Genomic DNA, 14,693 nt, shown 5'->3' on the forward strand with positions numbered 1-14,693 from the left:
ATAAAAAATGCCTCCAAATATATGGATTTATCTCTTAAGCGAGAAATGCCCTTTTATAATATTTCCGTTTGAAAGATCCAGGGTAAACCAATAATCGTCAGAAGGGAGCTTTTGCCCGTTATAAGTACCGTCCCAACCTGATGAATTGGAGTTGAATTGTTTGATCAGTTTTCCAAACCTGTCAAAAACCGAAATAATCGTGCCGGGTTTAAGCTGGCCGTTCCTGATGGCCCATATATCGTGTATCCCGTCTGCGTTTGGGGTAAAAAAAGCAGGGTAATCCAGGACATAAATTACTTTTGAAGGAGTAGGAAGGCAACCGTTCAGGTCCTTGACCGAAATGGTATATTCTCCCGCAGGGACATTCGTGAAATAAGGGCTGTTTTGGTAATTGGCCCCATCCATAGAGAAAACATAATTCCCGCCATTATCGGTATAGGTAATTAAAACAGTATTGGCATTTCCCTGGAATTCTTCGATTACCGCATCAATATCAGAGGCAGGAGCTGAGGCCTGGACCGTAAATTCCTTAACAGCTTTACAACCGTCGGTATTGGTAACTTCAACAGAATAAATCCCGGCCGAAGACACATCAGTTTGCGCATCGGTATCCCCGTTGCTCCAGGTATAGGTTGAAAATCCATTGTTTACACTCAAAGTTACAATGTTGCCGGAACAAATCCCAACCGTAACATCTTCAAAATAAGGAGGATTGAACGTGTGCACAACCAAACGGATCGGGACAATGCCATAGCAATCAGGGCCGTTGATTACCCTGGCGTAAATAATCTGAAGATCCGGAGTCGTATTCCGGTAAGGGCTGCTTAAAGGATTCGCCTGAAGCACCGCATCTGCAACCGAAGCAAAATAACTAACGGTCAAGCCGGCCGGAATCCCTGTCAATTGTACCGGGAGAGTAAATGACGTCTCTCCGTCCAATTGCCCGTCCTGGTCGCATTCTTCGATATCGTTTTGTGCAGGAATGCTGTTGTTGGCTATTTGTAAGGTTACAGTTGCTATTGTAACGCATCCGTAAGCATTGCTCACCTTCGCGTAAACAGTAGACGTTACCGTATTTTGATAGGCAGCTGTATTTTGTATCGGATTGGTATTATTCTGCGCATTTGTGAAAGTTTCGAAGAACGTGACACCGCTTATGGAGTAGGCATTGTTTAGGTTAAAAACCGAAATCCCATCGTGGTTATCATCACATTGCACTAACGTTTTGTTTGCCAGGACCGGTAAATCTGCAAATTGGATTTTGATTTCTCCGCTTGAAGTACAGGTGCCGTTTATGGTAACTTCTACAGAATAAGTTACCATATTGGGGTTTGTATTGTCCGTAACGGTATACGTTGGGGTTGTAATACCCGTATCGATGCCATTTTTAAACCATTTGTACGTATTCGTTCCCGATTGTGCCGCATTGAATGTAACACTAGCGCCCGAGCAATAAGGATTGTTTGTAGCAATCAACCTGTCCGGTCCTAAATCTACAGCACTTTGGAAGCTTCCGGCTTTTAAGAATATAGCAGAATCATACCGGAAATTGCCTTCATCGGCGATTACTAATTTTATATGGTATGCCTGGCCGATTTCTACATCAGACTGAGCTGTCATGACAACTGTTTGCCCGTTAAAATTGGTAGGATGGTTTGCATCGTTGTAACTGCCGAAATAACTTTCGTTCTGTGCAGCGCAACTACCGGGAACATCCGGGTGTACAGACGTTACCTTCACGGGAATAGTAGTTCCGGGAACCACCGCCAGGTTTTGGTACGGAGCGGTACTGCCTATTTTTTTCAAGAGAAAGGCAAAACCATCGGAATATCGGCATTGGGCATTGTCATGGTATTCTTCCGAAGCGAAAATATAATCAAAACTGATTTTATCGGTTTGAGGGATGAAATCAAATTCCAAAACCGTCCTGTTAACCGTATTATTAAGTCCTAAAGCCTGTTCCAGGTCAGGATCGCCAGGCCAGGCCATGCTTCCGCCATCGTCAGAAATATAGGTGTTAGGCCCTTGAGCGGATGAAGCTTTCCCCGTTGCCAATACGATACCGTTTGTAAACGGAAAGCTGGAAGATGCATTGGTAAAATAGGCATAGCTTTTGGAACCGTCATTAAAATTCCCGCCGGTAGCAGAAAAATTAGACACGGAAGCACAACCGCTGTTTACCAATATATCCTGCACCAACTGCTGGGCAGTATAGGATTCGTCAATAGTGATATATTGGGCATTTAAGCCTTCGGAAAAAAATAAAACGACACTTAAAAAGAATACTTGTAAACCTGATTTCATAGTGCCGCAAAGATACTACAAATCTCTTTTTTGCAGAATTTTATACGACATTAACATAAAAATAACAGTCCAAGCCAAGACGATTAGAATTGACGAAAAATGAACGCCATAATCCTTCATGCCTTCCACGCCAATCTGGTTGCCTATTGTTTTGATGAAAGAAAGCCTGGAGAAAGGCTCGACAATTAAGCCGGACATAGATTCGAGTGGGAATGCGGAAAATATTTTAGAGGCCATTTCATCATCATTATTAAAAATGAACCGGTACATGATGCCGTGCATGATATTTTCGGCCACGAACCAAACCAATAAAAAACCCAGCGCAAAGGCGGAACGTTTCACTAAAATCCCCAAAAACAAGCAAAAAGAGAAGAAACCTACTAATTTTATGAAATAGGCGAGCAGGTATTCCAAATCCGAAAACACAATGGAAAATTCATTATACGAGGAAAAAGAATAACCTAAAATCAGGGTCATTACAAACACAAAAGCGGTTGAAACACCTGCAAATACCAATACTGTTAAGAATTTAGATTGGATAAATTCCATTTTACTCATCCCGTCAATAAGGTTTTGTTTCAGGGTCCCGTAGCTGTATTCGTTGGCCATCATGGAAACGATTACGACCGCCAGGAAGAATTTCAAAATCGCGGCAATGTACGTGTTGAAATGCCAGATGTAAGGGAAATTGAATATGCCTGTTTCGGCAGCATCAATATGGACGGGGCCAATGTCAAATTTAATCGAAGCAATTAAAGCGATAAAAGAAAGAATGACAAAATAAGTGATGCTCAGGACTTTACTGGCCTTGTTTTTCCATATTTTCTGTAATTCTATAGAGAGTAGTCTTTTCATTATAATGTATGTTTTAGGTTTTACAATCCTTGGTTTTACAGAAGGAAGTGTAAAATGATATTGAAATTTAAAAGGTAAGGATTCGCTTAATGGTTGTTGGTCAGTTCTAAAAACTGCTCTTCCAGGCTGTGTTTGCGTTTTACCAAATGCTGCAAGACAATATTGTTTTGGAACAAATAGGAATTCAGGTCCTCGGCCTCCAGATTGTTTTTGAGATACACCAATAACCGTCCATCTCCATTAGCTTCCACTATTTTTTCTATATCCTGATGATTCTCTAAAGCGGATTTTAAGGTTTCCAGGTTACCTGATTTCAATTCGAAAAACCCTTTTTTATTGGTCATGCCGTCAACAGTTCCGGAGTAAAGCATTTCGCCTTTACGCAAAACCAGGACATGCGTGCATACTTTTTCAACTTCGTCCAACAAATGCGAAGCCAGCAAAATTGTAGTGCCCTGCGAAGCGATAAGCCTGATGATGTCGCGGATCTGATGGATTCCCTGCGGGTCCAATCCGTTTGTAGGTTCGTCCAGGATAAGGATTTCCGGATCGTTGAGCAGTGCCGAAGCAATGGCCAAACGTTGTTTCATCCCTAATGAAAAAGTACTGAATTTGCTGTCCATCCTTTCGGTCAGGCCGACGATTTCAAGCTTTTCCGCCACTTTGGAATAATTGATCCCCTTTATCTTGCATACCAGTTCCAGGTTTTCTTTGGCCGTCATATAAGGGTAGAAGTTAGGGCGTTCGATGATTGCCCCAACCCTTTTCAAGGCGTCGTGCGTTTGGGTCGTGCCGCCAAACCAGCTGTATTCCCCTGAGGTTTTGTTAACGACATTCAAAACAATGCCGAGCGTAGTTGATTTGCCGGAGCCATTCGGCCCTAAAATACCATAAACGTTGCCTTTATGGATTTCCAGTGAAAGGTTTTTTACGGCGTGGACCTGTTTGTTGTAAATCTTATTGAGATTTGTAATGGTCAGAATAGTTTCCAAGATGTTTGATTTGTTGATTGATGTTGGTAAGACGAATGGAACTGGAATTTGTTACAAACGCCTTTTTTTACTAATTGAAATCATTCCAGATATCGACAGCCAAACGATATTCCCCTTTTTCATCCCGCTTCCAAACGTTGCTGTACTTGGCTTTGTAGGTAAAAACAGTATCCTTGTCTTTTCGGCTTATCTTGATTTTCGTTTGTACAACGCCCACTTCATACACAACTTCCGGCGTACCGTTTATATCGGTTGTTTCGGAATGCATTTCGAGCATATTGCCCAAACCGCTTTTCCATAAGGCGATAATACTGTCGCGCCCTTTGACGATTCCGGCGCCAGGAGCAAGGAAATTGGCATCTTTTGCATAAACTTCTTCCAGCAGGGCTGTGTTTTTGGTTGCTATGACCTGATGCAGTTTTTCATTCTGGGCCTTTATTTTTGATCTTGCTTCTTCAAAAGTAGGCTTGCTGTGGCAACTAATGGCTAATAGAGCAAGCATTGGAAGGATTGTAAAAGTACGTTTCATAAGGTATGGTTATTTGTTTTTGGATTGATTACCATAAGACTAGTCCGCTTGCAATTTGTTACAATAAAAAATCCCCAACTTTTTAAAGCTGGGGATTTCGGTATCTGTGGGGTAAAAAAGGTAATATATTTTTTAAGGCTTATGCCAAAGGATGCCTCCTTCTGTATAAGTTGAGTAGTGTTTCGTTTACTTCCCGAAGTTCTGGCGTCAGGAACGTTTTTTGGCCTTTCACATCATTGGTCAGTTCCATACGGCAAACAGTACATTCAAACTCCTTAAAATGAGCGGTAACATTTCGGGTCGTAATTAATTTGTGACCAAAAAGAGAGCATAAGATTTTTCTGCCAAGAAACTTTCTTTTCCGTGTTATCGTGTTCATAATGAGTGTGTTGAAGAATTGTTCGGCAAACGTAATTAATAATCGATAAAGTGACAAATAAAATCGATAAAATGTATTTTATTATCTTCAAAATAAGAATAAACTTACGAATTTAACTTCTAAATGCTGATTGTTAAGTAATTATGGTTTTGATTTGAATGTAAGAGCATTCCAATAAAAGGATTTTCATAAAAAAATCCCCAACTGCTAAACAATTGGGGATTGTATTTTGAGGGCAAAAATTAGCTCTTGTTTTCCTTGTTGAAATAGACCAGGTAATAATACATCTGTTTTTCCTCGTCCCAGCCTTTTTCCACAAATTTTTCAGCGCTTTCCGGATTGATGAAATCCAGTTTGATCTGTATGTTGGTGTCCAGGTTGATGACATTTTTCATGCTTCTCCTGGCATCGGAAACCGCCGCGTTTGCAATAGGGAAGGTGGTCAGGTCCTCAATGCTGTATTTTTCGCCTTTGTCTACTTTGTAATTCTTAAACTCCGAAATCAAATCCGGGTTGTCAATAACTTCATTTAAGAAATTGGTTTCTTCAAACTGGTCGTTTTTGGCAAAATGGTTTACGGCACGGTTCATGAACATGACTTCTTCTTTTTTATCTTCTGCAGGAAGGACCACTTCTTTGGCAAAATCCTGGCAGAATTTCAAATATTTCTTAGTCATGAAATTCTCATCCTGAAAAGCATCCACCGAAAGGAAATGTTCCAGCCAATACCTGGCATCGTAGCGGTTGCTGTCTACCGTAAGGATTTTATACCCTTCTTCTTTTTTATAATTGAAGATCAAACAGCCTTTGTCCAGTTTGTTCAGGTTGATTCCTTGCTGGAGGATCATTTCAAGAGTTGTCCCTTTTTCTTCAAACTGAAGGAAATCGGATTTGATCTCGCTTTTAAAAACCCCAATCGCATCCACCACATTATTATCTATGGAAATGTTGGTCAGGTACGTGACATAGACTTCCCCGTTCTTGATATGCGGATGGTTGGACTGCTCAAAAAGATGTTTGGTGATGTTTTTTGAAATGTTGTGCACATTGCCCGGATTTTCGAAAATCTCTGTGGCAAATTTGTACATTTCGTTATAATCCAAATCGACTTCATGCGCAAATTGGAAATAGTTTTCTTCTTTTTCACGGAAAGGTTTCAGGAAAAATTCTTTCAGTAACGGCACGATTTCGTCGTTCAGTCCATACGGGTTATCGGATAGGAACAAGGCTTCGTTACGGCTTTTGTTCCCTACACGGTGAATGGAAAGATTTTCGATGTGCGTGTTGAATAAGTTGATCATTTTTTATTTTTTTTAGAAGAAAGAACCAAGGTTTAAAACAAAAGTAGTGTCTTAAATCTTGGTTCGGTATTTCTTAATTTATAATTTTCTTGTCTCTTGCTTCTCTACTCTAATTTAATTCCAGTTTTCTTCAAAACCATAATCTTCAAAACTATCGTCCCCGTCAAACATATCCAGGTCGTCATCGTCTAAATCGTCTTCAAATTCGGAATAGAAATCTTCGTTTTCGGCCTCGAAGTTTTTTTCCCCGGATTCCAGCGGCATTTCCCCGTGGGAGAATAACAAATCCGGATAAGCGGCGCCGGCTGCGGGTTCTTCGATAGCGGCCAGTTCTACCAGGAATGTCCACATATTGATAAAATCATACACATAGATGATTTTGGTGTTTTCTTCGTCCAGGATATCGGCCAGCTGGTAATCGGCCATTGTTTTTTGTTCCCCGGCAACATCCCCGGTGTCAAACATAGGGATTTCATCTTCCTGGTTCCAGGTTTCATCACAGGTGTAAAAAGAAGCTACTTCCATTCCGTCAAAACCAAAAGCGTTCACGATGGCGTTGTGCAAATCTTCTAATGTATCATTTTCCAGGATGGCGATGTCCCTGAAAATATCTTCTTCAGCATCTAGAATTACTCTGAATTTGTAAACCATATTCTTATTTTTATTGAAAGGTCAAAGGTAAAATATAATTTGGATTGATAGAGTACCCGATTGTTAGATTTTCAGATTTGTTGATAAGATTTTTAATTAGCTTTGATAGAATTCGATAGGCAAATCATCGGGATCGGAAATAAAGAAAAAGCGTTTGCCCGTATATTCGTCGGTGCGGATTTCTTCCGGATTTGTATTTTGTGAAAGTAAAAAAAGCCTGGCACCTTCCAGGTTATCCGTTTCAAAGGCCAGGTGGCGCAAGCCCGAAGCTTCAGGGCGAGATACTCTTTTGGGTGGGTTCGGAAACGAAAAAAGCTCGACGATATACGTTCCGTTAAGTGCTAAATCAAGCTTATAGGACTGCCTGGCTTCGCGATACACTTCCCGCAACACTTCCAATCCTAAAACCTGTGTATAGAATTGTTTCGATTTCGGATAATCCGAACAGATAATGGCAATGTGGTGTATTTTATTGAGTTGTAACATTATTGGAGATACGTCATGGTGGGCAAATTCGCATCCGGGTCCTGGGCCAAAGCTTCCGAATGCAGTTTGTGGATCAGTGCTTTTGTGTTTGCAACCGAATCGATGCGGAAGAGGAACTGCACTTCGTTCGAATCATCGGCATTTTGCCAGAGGTGCTGCAGGTACATGCCTTGTGAGGCATGGAAATCCTTGTCTTTGTCTAAAACCTCCCGGATAACTTCCAAAGGGACATTTTTAAGTTTGGCTAATACGTGTGGCATGACGGATCTTGTTTTTGAACTTCGTAAACCTTTTATGAGTTGGATACTGCCTGTTCGAAGTCATGTTGTTGAATAGCAAAGCTACAACTAAAAGTATTGTGGCACCACTTAAAACCGGAGAAATGACATACCAGTAACCTAATTTCAGAATGGCCGGAGAACCCGTCACTGCAATCAATGCTGTGGCGCCGCCCGGAGGATGGAGCGTTTTGGTGATTTGCATCATCACTACAGATAAAGCTACTGCCACTGCCGAAGCCAGCCAGATCGTGTCCGGGAAAATCTTTGCAGCGGTAACGCCTACCAAGGCCGAAATGACATGCCCGCCGATAAGGTTCCTGGGTTGTGCCAAAGGACTCTGGATGACGCCATATACCAATACACACGAAGCCCCGAAAGATCCGATCAGGAACACAAAATCCTGCTTTGGGAACATGTTGTACTGCAGGTAGGCAATAATCCCCATTCCTGTAAACGCTCCTGCGAAAGCCCAAAAATGCTCTTTAAAATCAACTAAAGTCTCTTTGTAAAGGACATATCTTGCTTTGCGGTAATTGCGTTTTATTTTCTGCGTAGGCATTGTTGTTATAAGGTTGGTTTGGGCTGATAGGTGTATACCGTGAAAGGATAAATCATTTTGGCCGTATATTTTGCCACCAGGCAGACAATGCAGATAGGAATAAATAAAGAATAATCGTTTACCAGCCCGCAGGTAAGGAAAATAGCGGTCAAAGGCGCATGGATGCTGGCGCTTAACATGGCGCCCATTCCCAAGATCATGAAATTCAGCGGTATGACACCGGCATCAAAAAACGTATTAAGGCAAATGGCCAGCAATAACCCCACAAATCCTCCAATGAAAATACTCGGTGCAAAAACGCCTCCGTCTCCACCGGCTGCCAACGTTGCCGAAGTGACAATTGGCTTCATGATGATAATACCCAAAAAAGTAAGGGCCAGCGTAATGGTAAAAGTAAGGTCGTTGGAATGGACAATATTTTCTTTAATGGCATGGTATCCTTCTCCGTACAATTGCGGAAGGAGCAGCAAGGACACACTCAAAATGACTGCTGCGAAGAAAATCCTGTTGGGGTGTTTTTCGATTTTACCAAAACGTTTTTTAAAGAAAAGCACGCATTTGGTCAGGTAAACCGAATTCATCCCGGCGATAATCCCCAATAAGATAAAATAAGGAATGGCCTGCCAATGCCATCCGTTTAGTGTAACGGTAAAAAGCGGTTTTTCATTTAAGAAATAAATAAAACCCAAAGCCACAGCTACCGAAACTCCGCCGGTAATAAGAAATGTTTTGGAGATTTTTTTGGAAATAACTTCCCAGGCAAAGAGGATTCCTGCAAAAGGGCTGCAAAATAAAGCGGTAATTCCTGCTGCGACACCGGCACAGATCAATTCGGTTTTGTGGCGGTTGAAGACATTTTCTTTTTCCTGCGCAACAGATCCGATGGTCGCCGAAGCCACTACGGTTGAAACTTCAATACCTGTAGAACCTCCAAAAACAACAGTGATCAAACCATTGATGAAGTGTGACGGGATCTTATAAAGCGGTAAGCTGTTTTTTCGTTCTGCCGTAGTATCAAATATTTCCCGGATGCCTTTGTTTTCTTTTTTCTTGAACAGGTAATGGCGCAGGAAATAAATCACCGAAAGGCCAATAGCCGGCAAAACAATGAAATAAACGTTGTTTAGGTTGGCTTTGTCGAGGAAAATCTCTTCGTAATGTTCCGTCAGGCGTTTTAGTGAAATGGCTAAGAATGAACTTAAAAAACCAACTAAAACGGAAACGGTGATAAGTTTTTGATATTTGATAAACGTAAAATTCTTTTTAATCCGGGCAGTATTGTTCATAAAACAAGGCGATTACTTTTGTGGGTATTACAAAAGTAAGTACTGGAAGCCAAAGTTTTCTTTCTAAAACGTTAAAATTGTTGTTGGCTGAGAATTTAAGGTCATGACAAACCTAGTTCTTTTTTGATTTTTGGGGCCAGTTTGTTTTTTACAAGCGTATAGGACTGGAAGGCAAAATGCTCCCATTCTTTCGGGCTAAGAAGGTTAATATCTTCTACTAAAACCCATTTGTACCGTGCCACATACGGTGCCGGTTGGAAACCTTTGCGGCTGCTCATTTCTTCAAATTCTTCATCCAGGACTTTAAAAGAAGCCGAAGTAGGGGATTGGTTCATGCCCACGACACAGAACATTTTCGCGCCGATGCAGAAACACAGGTCATTTTGCCATTTGATATCTTCGGTAACTTGTGGAAATGTTTTGCAGAGTTGTTGCAGGTCTTCAATATTCATGTTCAGATTGTATTATATTTAGGTATGGATAAAATACGGATGCCACGGAAGGACACGCTTTTTGCTGTTCGCTATTGTTTCGGCCTTTGATTAGAATTTGGTTTTAGAGATCTTGTCGTGTATTTTGGATACTTCCATTAACGAAGCGCTGCTGTACCAAGGGGTGAGTTCGGCTTCGAATAGTTTTGCCTTGACTGCCGGATCGCTATCGACCAAAGCCTGGGCTTCTTCAACTGTGGCTACGTTAAAAATAAAGATACCCCGGTAATTGCGGTCGTTTTTCATAAAAGGGCCGGCTACGGCTAGCTTCCCTTCTTTGGCCAAGCGGGTGATATTGGCCATATGGCCGGCAAAATACTTGGATTTCTCTTCGGCGGTAGCAGTAGTATTGGTCCCTGTTTTGAGAATGCAGAATACGTAATGTTTCATGCCGTAATCATCGGCGCCCAGTTCCTTGGCCAGTTTTTCGTCATAAACGGAAGCGGTCTCCTGGGCTTTTGATGTGCCAATGCTAAGGATGATGAATGCTAAAAGGAGGGCTTTTTTCATAAGGTTGTCTTTACGGGGTATCAAAGTTAGTCAATTGGAGTTTATTTTAAATGTCCTTACAGGAATAATGTTATTATGATGGGATGACGTAGCGATATAAATGATGTCTAGCTGGGGTGTAGTAGCAATCTTTCATACTAGATCCATACTAGATCCATACTACATCCTGCACTTTAAAGGCACTCTGAAAGTACTTTGAAGTATTGTATATTGTACTTTGTGGTAAAGTAAAGTCTCTTTTCTTCTTTCTTTTGCCTATGTGAATACCGTGACCGTTGGTGCTTGAGATTCCTCCTTCGTCGGAATGACAAGATTACGGATAGTTTTAATTTATCGATAATCTTTTACCGATACGTTTGTCATTCCGACGAAGGAGGAATCTCTGTAAACTCCTTGTTCTTGTACTTTGTCTTGATACAAAGTACCAAAAATCAAGCCTGCACAACATAATCCTGAAAACTACCGCGTCATTCCGCTCCGCGTCCCGAACCGCTCGTCATTCTTCCTCGCTACGCGGAACGCTGCCGCTTCATGACTTGTTGTTTTCTACGGATTATGCTGTGAGGGCGATGGGATGGGATGGAAAGATTGAAGAGATCCCTCCTTCGTCGGGATGACAAGATTACGGATAATTTTCGGTTACTGCCACAACGTTTGTCATTTCAACGAAGGAGGGCACGAGCGAAGCGAACTGACGAAGTAAATCTTTATTAACTTATCCTTCTTGACTCTTTGTTTTTACTTCTACTCTCTATTTTCTTTTGCCTTGATGCAAAAGAAACAAAAAATCAAGCCTGCACATCACAATCCTGAAAACTACCGCGTCATTCCGCTCCGCGTCCCGAACCGCTCGTCATTCTTCCTCGCTACGCGGAACGCTGCCGCTTCATGACTTGTTGTTTTCTACGGATTATGCTGTGAGGGCGATGGGATGGGATGGAAAGATTGGGGAGGTTTACTTCTTATTTCTTTGTTCTATTCTCTTTGCTCTTTCTTCTTATAACAATTCATCCTTAAAAAATGACAATTGGGTAAAGATAAGTTTTTACTCACTTTTTTTTGATGCAACTTTGCTTCATCAAAATAAACAAACCATGAAAACAAATCTTCAGGCATTCCTAACAGCAAACCGGCTCGTTTTTACACTTTGTGTTTTCTTATTCCCGGCAGCTGTTTTTTCCCAAACGACAATTTCCGGAAAAGTAACCGATCAAAAAAACAATCCGCTGGCTGGTGTCAATATCTACATAGAAGGAACTTACGACGGGGCAACGACTACGGAAACCGGGGACTTCAGTTTTGAAACGACCACTACAGGAAACCAGGTTATGGTGGTGAGCTACCTGGCTTTTGAAACCTTAAACCTTCCGGTGGTCATTGAAAATTACCAATCGCAGACTATCAAATTAAAAGCAAGCGTGAATACCCTTGATGCGGTATACATTTCGGCAGGAACGTTTGAAGCGGGCGAAAAAGCAAGGGTTTCGGTTCTAAAGCCACTGGATATTGTAACGACAGCCGGATCTGCCGGGGATATTGTGGGGGCTTTGCAAACATTGCCAGGGACGCAAACTGTGGGGGAGAGCGGCAGGTTGTTTGTACGTGGTGGGGAATCTGACGAGACACAAACTTTTGTAGATGGGCTAAGAGTGGCACAACCGTATGGCGCGAGTGCGAATAATTTGCCAACCAGAGGACGGTTTTCCCCGTTTTTATTTAGTGGGATTTCTTTTTCGACTGGAGGATATTCGGCAGAATATGGAGACGCGTTGTCTAGCGTGCTGTTATTGAATACCATTGAAGAACCGGAGCAGGAACAAACCGATATTTCCTTAATGACAGTAGGTTTAGGGTTGGGGAATACGCAAAAATGGAACAAAAGCTCGTTGAGCGTAAATGTGGCTTATATTGATTTGTCGCCGTACCAGGCAGCCATCCCGCAAAACGTGAAATGGAACAGGCCGTTCCAGTCGCTTTCCGGAGAAACGGTGTACCGTTATAAATTCAATTCGGGAATGCTGAAAATGTACGCGGCTTTTGACGGGTCGCGGTTTGACCTGAACCAGGAAAGCATTAACGCTCCGTTTGTGAGCAGGGTAGATTTGAAGAACAATAATTTTTATTACAATGCTTCTTATAAAGGCAAATTCGGGAGCAACTGGCAGATTATTTCAGGATTGAGTTATGGCCTTGGTGATACAAAAACAAAGGTGGATACCGATAGGATTTCCAGTACGGAGCATTCTTCCCATTTGAAACTGAAGCTAAAAAAGAGTTTTTCGGACAGGGTGAAAGTATCGTTTGGGGGAGATTATTTTATCACCAAGTATGACGAGGATTTCAATAAGGAATTCGGCAGTGGGTATGATTCCAATATTGGTGCGGTGTATGGCGAAGCGGATATTTTTTTCTCGAAGGAATTTGCAGCCAAAGCAGGAGTGCGCATCTCAAACAATGACCTGTTGCACCAAACGGCTGTTTCGCCAAGGGCTTCCCTGGCTTATAAGGTGAGCGGCAGCAGCCAACTTTCATTAGCCTACGGAATATTTGAACAGGCGCCAAAACAGGATTACCTGAAATACAATGACCGTTTTGAAAACGAAAAAGCGTCCCATTACATCCTGAATTACCAATATACTGCAGACAAAAGGACCTTACGGGCAGAATTGTATTATAAAAAGTATAACGACCTGGTAAAATACGATACGGATATGGCCATGTACAACAGTAATTTTGCCAATGACGGATTTGGGTATGCCAAAGGGCTGGATTTGTTCTGGAGGGATGGGAAATCGGTTAAGTTCCTGGAATATTGGTTGTCTTATTCTTATATCGATTCAAAAAGGGATTACAGGAATTATGTTTCTGAAGTGACTCCGGGGTTTATTGCCAAACAAAACATATCTTTAGTAGGGAAATATTTTATTTTGGATTGGAAATCGCAGGTAGGAATTTCGCATAGTTTCAATACCGGAAGGCCGTATAACGATCCTAACCAGACTCAGTTTATGAGCAGGAAAACCAAAACGTACAATAATTTAAGCGTAAATTGGGCTTACTTGCTTACACAACAGAAGATATTGTATTTCTCGATTTCTAATGTGATGGGAACCAAAAATATTTACAATTATGAATATTCGAACACGCCGGACGCGGAAGGTGTGTACAGCAGAAGGGCCATTACGCCATCAGCAGACCGGTTTTTCTTTGTGGGATTTTTCTGGACCATCAGCCAGGATAAGAAAAAGAACCAGTTGGATAATTTGTAGGGGAGAAAGAAAATAGAACAAAGAAAATAGAAGAAAGAGACAAGAAAGACGGTTCATCCTTCAAATCCGACAATTCGGTAACTATAAATTTTATAAAAGGAACAAGCACAGTATTTTTACACTATAATTAAATAAACAAAAAAACAATAACTTTAAAAAACTAAAATTATGACTAAAATTTTCACAATGATCGCTTTATTTGTTTGCAGTTTGTTATCAGCGCAAACGTTGTATGAAAAAGGAATGGGGAATGCTTTGACAGTATGGAAAAGCGGAAAATCTGCAGAGGCATCCGCTTTGTTTGAAAGAATTGCCACAGTAGAGAAAAACAACTGGCTGCCTAATTATTATGTGGCGTTTATCAATACCGTTGAAGCTTTCAAGGCTGAAGACAAAGCAAAAATCCCGGCCTACCTGGACAAAGCGCAAAAAGCATTGGACGAGGCTGCAATCATAAGCCCCAACAACGCTGAAATCATGGTGGTACAGGCGATGATTTATACAGGATGGATTGTTCAGGACCCGATGACAAACGGCATGAAATATTCCAACAAAGCCATGGAACAGTATTATAAGGCACAGGTTATTGCCCCAAACAATCCAAGAGTGGTTTCCTGTAAAGCGGAATTTGAAATCGGAGGAGCTCAATGGACGGGAGCTGATGTGAAATCATTATGCAAGGACATGGAAAGAGCTATCAAATTATACGCAGATTTTAAACCGGAATCACCGTTTCATCCAACCTGGGGATTGGAAAGAGCACAGGAAAATTTGAAAAGCTGCAGTAAATAAGAAAAAAG

Annotated in this window: 15 protein-coding genes; 2 read left to right on the forward strand and 13 right to left on the reverse strand. The window is 41.5% G+C overall.

Annotation, left to right across the window (positions count from 1 at the left end; all coding sequences use genetic code 11):
- Positions 1-27 precede the first annotated feature (27 nt).
- From E4635_RS08740 to E4635_RS08800, 13 genes are all read right to left on the reverse strand, one after another.
- Positions 28-2,304 (reverse strand): choice-of-anchor L domain-containing protein, encoded by a 2,277-nt coding sequence (locus E4635_RS08740; RefSeq protein ID WP_135526254.1) that lies wholly within the window; start codon positions 2,302-2,304, stop codon positions 28-30.
- A gap of 15 nt (positions 2,305-2,319) precedes the next feature.
- A complete protein-coding gene (locus tag E4635_RS08745; protein ID WP_135526255.1) occupies positions 2,320-3,159 on the reverse strand; it encodes an ABC transporter permease in 840 nt (279 codons plus the stop codon).
- Positions 3,160-3,245: 86 nt separating this feature from the next.
- Complete coding sequence (locus tag E4635_RS08750; RefSeq protein ID WP_135526256.1) at positions 3,246-4,151, reverse strand: ABC transporter ATP-binding protein; 906 nt, start codon at positions 4,149-4,151, stop codon at positions 3,246-3,248.
- Positions 4,152-4,221: 70 nt separating this feature from the next.
- The gene (locus E4635_RS08755) at positions 4,222-4,680 is read right to left on the reverse strand and encodes a YybH family protein (RefSeq protein WP_135526257.1); all 459 of its coding nucleotides are present in this window, start codon (positions 4,678-4,680) and stop codon (positions 4,222-4,224) included.
- A 139-nt stretch (positions 4,681-4,819) separates the two neighbouring features.
- The gene (locus tag E4635_RS08760) at positions 4,820-5,059 is read right to left on the reverse strand and encodes a DUF1660 family phage protein (RefSeq protein ID WP_135526258.1); all 240 of its coding nucleotides are present in this window, start codon (positions 5,057-5,059) and stop codon (positions 4,820-4,822) included.
- Positions 5,060-5,301: 242 nt separating this feature from the next.
- Positions 5,302-6,360, reverse strand: coding sequence for a nucleoid-associated protein (locus E4635_RS08765; RefSeq protein WP_135526259.1), 1,059 nt, complete (start codon positions 6,358-6,360; stop codon positions 5,302-5,304).
- 114 nt (positions 6,361-6,474) lie between these two features.
- Complete coding sequence (locus E4635_RS08770; protein WP_135526260.1) at positions 6,475-7,011, reverse strand: IS1096 element passenger TnpR family protein; 537 nt, start codon at positions 7,009-7,011, stop codon at positions 6,475-6,477.
- Positions 7,012-7,107: 96 nt separating this feature from the next.
- Positions 7,108-7,497: an SMU1112c/YaeR family gloxylase I-like metalloprotein gene (gene gloA2, locus E4635_RS08775; protein ID WP_135526261.1), complete on the reverse strand. Its 390-nt coding sequence runs from the start codon at positions 7,495-7,497 to the stop codon at positions 7,108-7,110.
- Positions 7,497-7,757 (reverse strand): hypothetical protein, encoded by a 261-nt coding sequence (locus tag E4635_RS08780; RefSeq protein ID WP_135526262.1) that lies wholly within the window; start codon positions 7,755-7,757, stop codon positions 7,497-7,499. Before E4635_RS08780 ends, gloA2 begins: the two co-directional genes overlap by 1 nt.
- On the reverse strand, positions 7,732-8,337 hold the full coding sequence (locus E4635_RS08785; protein ID WP_135526263.1) for an HPP family protein: 606 nt from the start codon (positions 8,335-8,337) through the stop codon (positions 7,732-7,734). Before E4635_RS08785 ends, E4635_RS08780 begins: the two co-directional genes overlap by 26 nt.
- 5 nt (positions 8,338-8,342) lie before the next feature.
- A complete protein-coding gene (locus tag E4635_RS08790) occupies positions 8,343-9,623 on the reverse strand; it encodes a chloride channel protein (protein WP_135526264.1) in 1,281 nt (426 codons plus the stop codon).
- 101 nt (positions 9,624-9,724) lie between these two features.
- Complete coding sequence (locus E4635_RS08795) at positions 9,725-10,075, reverse strand: MmcQ/YjbR family DNA-binding protein (protein ID WP_135526265.1); 351 nt, start codon at positions 10,073-10,075, stop codon at positions 9,725-9,727.
- Positions 10,076-10,165: 90 nt separating this feature from the next.
- On the reverse strand, positions 10,166-10,624 hold the full coding sequence (locus tag E4635_RS08800) for a YciI family protein (protein WP_135526266.1): 459 nt from the start codon (positions 10,622-10,624) through the stop codon (positions 10,166-10,168).
- 1,094 nt (positions 10,625-11,718) lie between these two features.
- Between E4635_RS08800 and E4635_RS08805 the strand changes: the two genes are divergently transcribed.
- Both E4635_RS08805 and E4635_RS08810 read left to right on the forward strand, forming a co-directional pair.
- Positions 11,719-13,893 carry a TonB-dependent receptor gene (locus E4635_RS08805; protein WP_135526267.1) on the forward strand — a complete coding sequence of 725 codons (2,175 nt, stop codon included), beginning with the start codon at positions 11,719-11,721 and terminating at the stop codon, positions 13,891-13,893.
- Positions 13,894-14,061: 168 nt separating this feature from the next.
- Positions 14,062-14,685, forward strand: a complete 624-nt coding sequence (locus tag E4635_RS08810; RefSeq protein ID WP_135526268.1) for a tetratricopeptide repeat protein — start codon at positions 14,062-14,064, stop codon at positions 14,683-14,685.
- The last annotated feature ends 8 nt before the right edge of the window (positions 14,686-14,693 follow it).

The sequence above is a fragment of the Flavobacterium humi genome, assembly GCF_004745595.1.
In the GTDB taxonomy this organism is placed as follows: Bacteria; Bacteroidota; Bacteroidia; order Flavobacteriales; family Flavobacteriaceae; genus Flavobacterium; species Flavobacterium humi.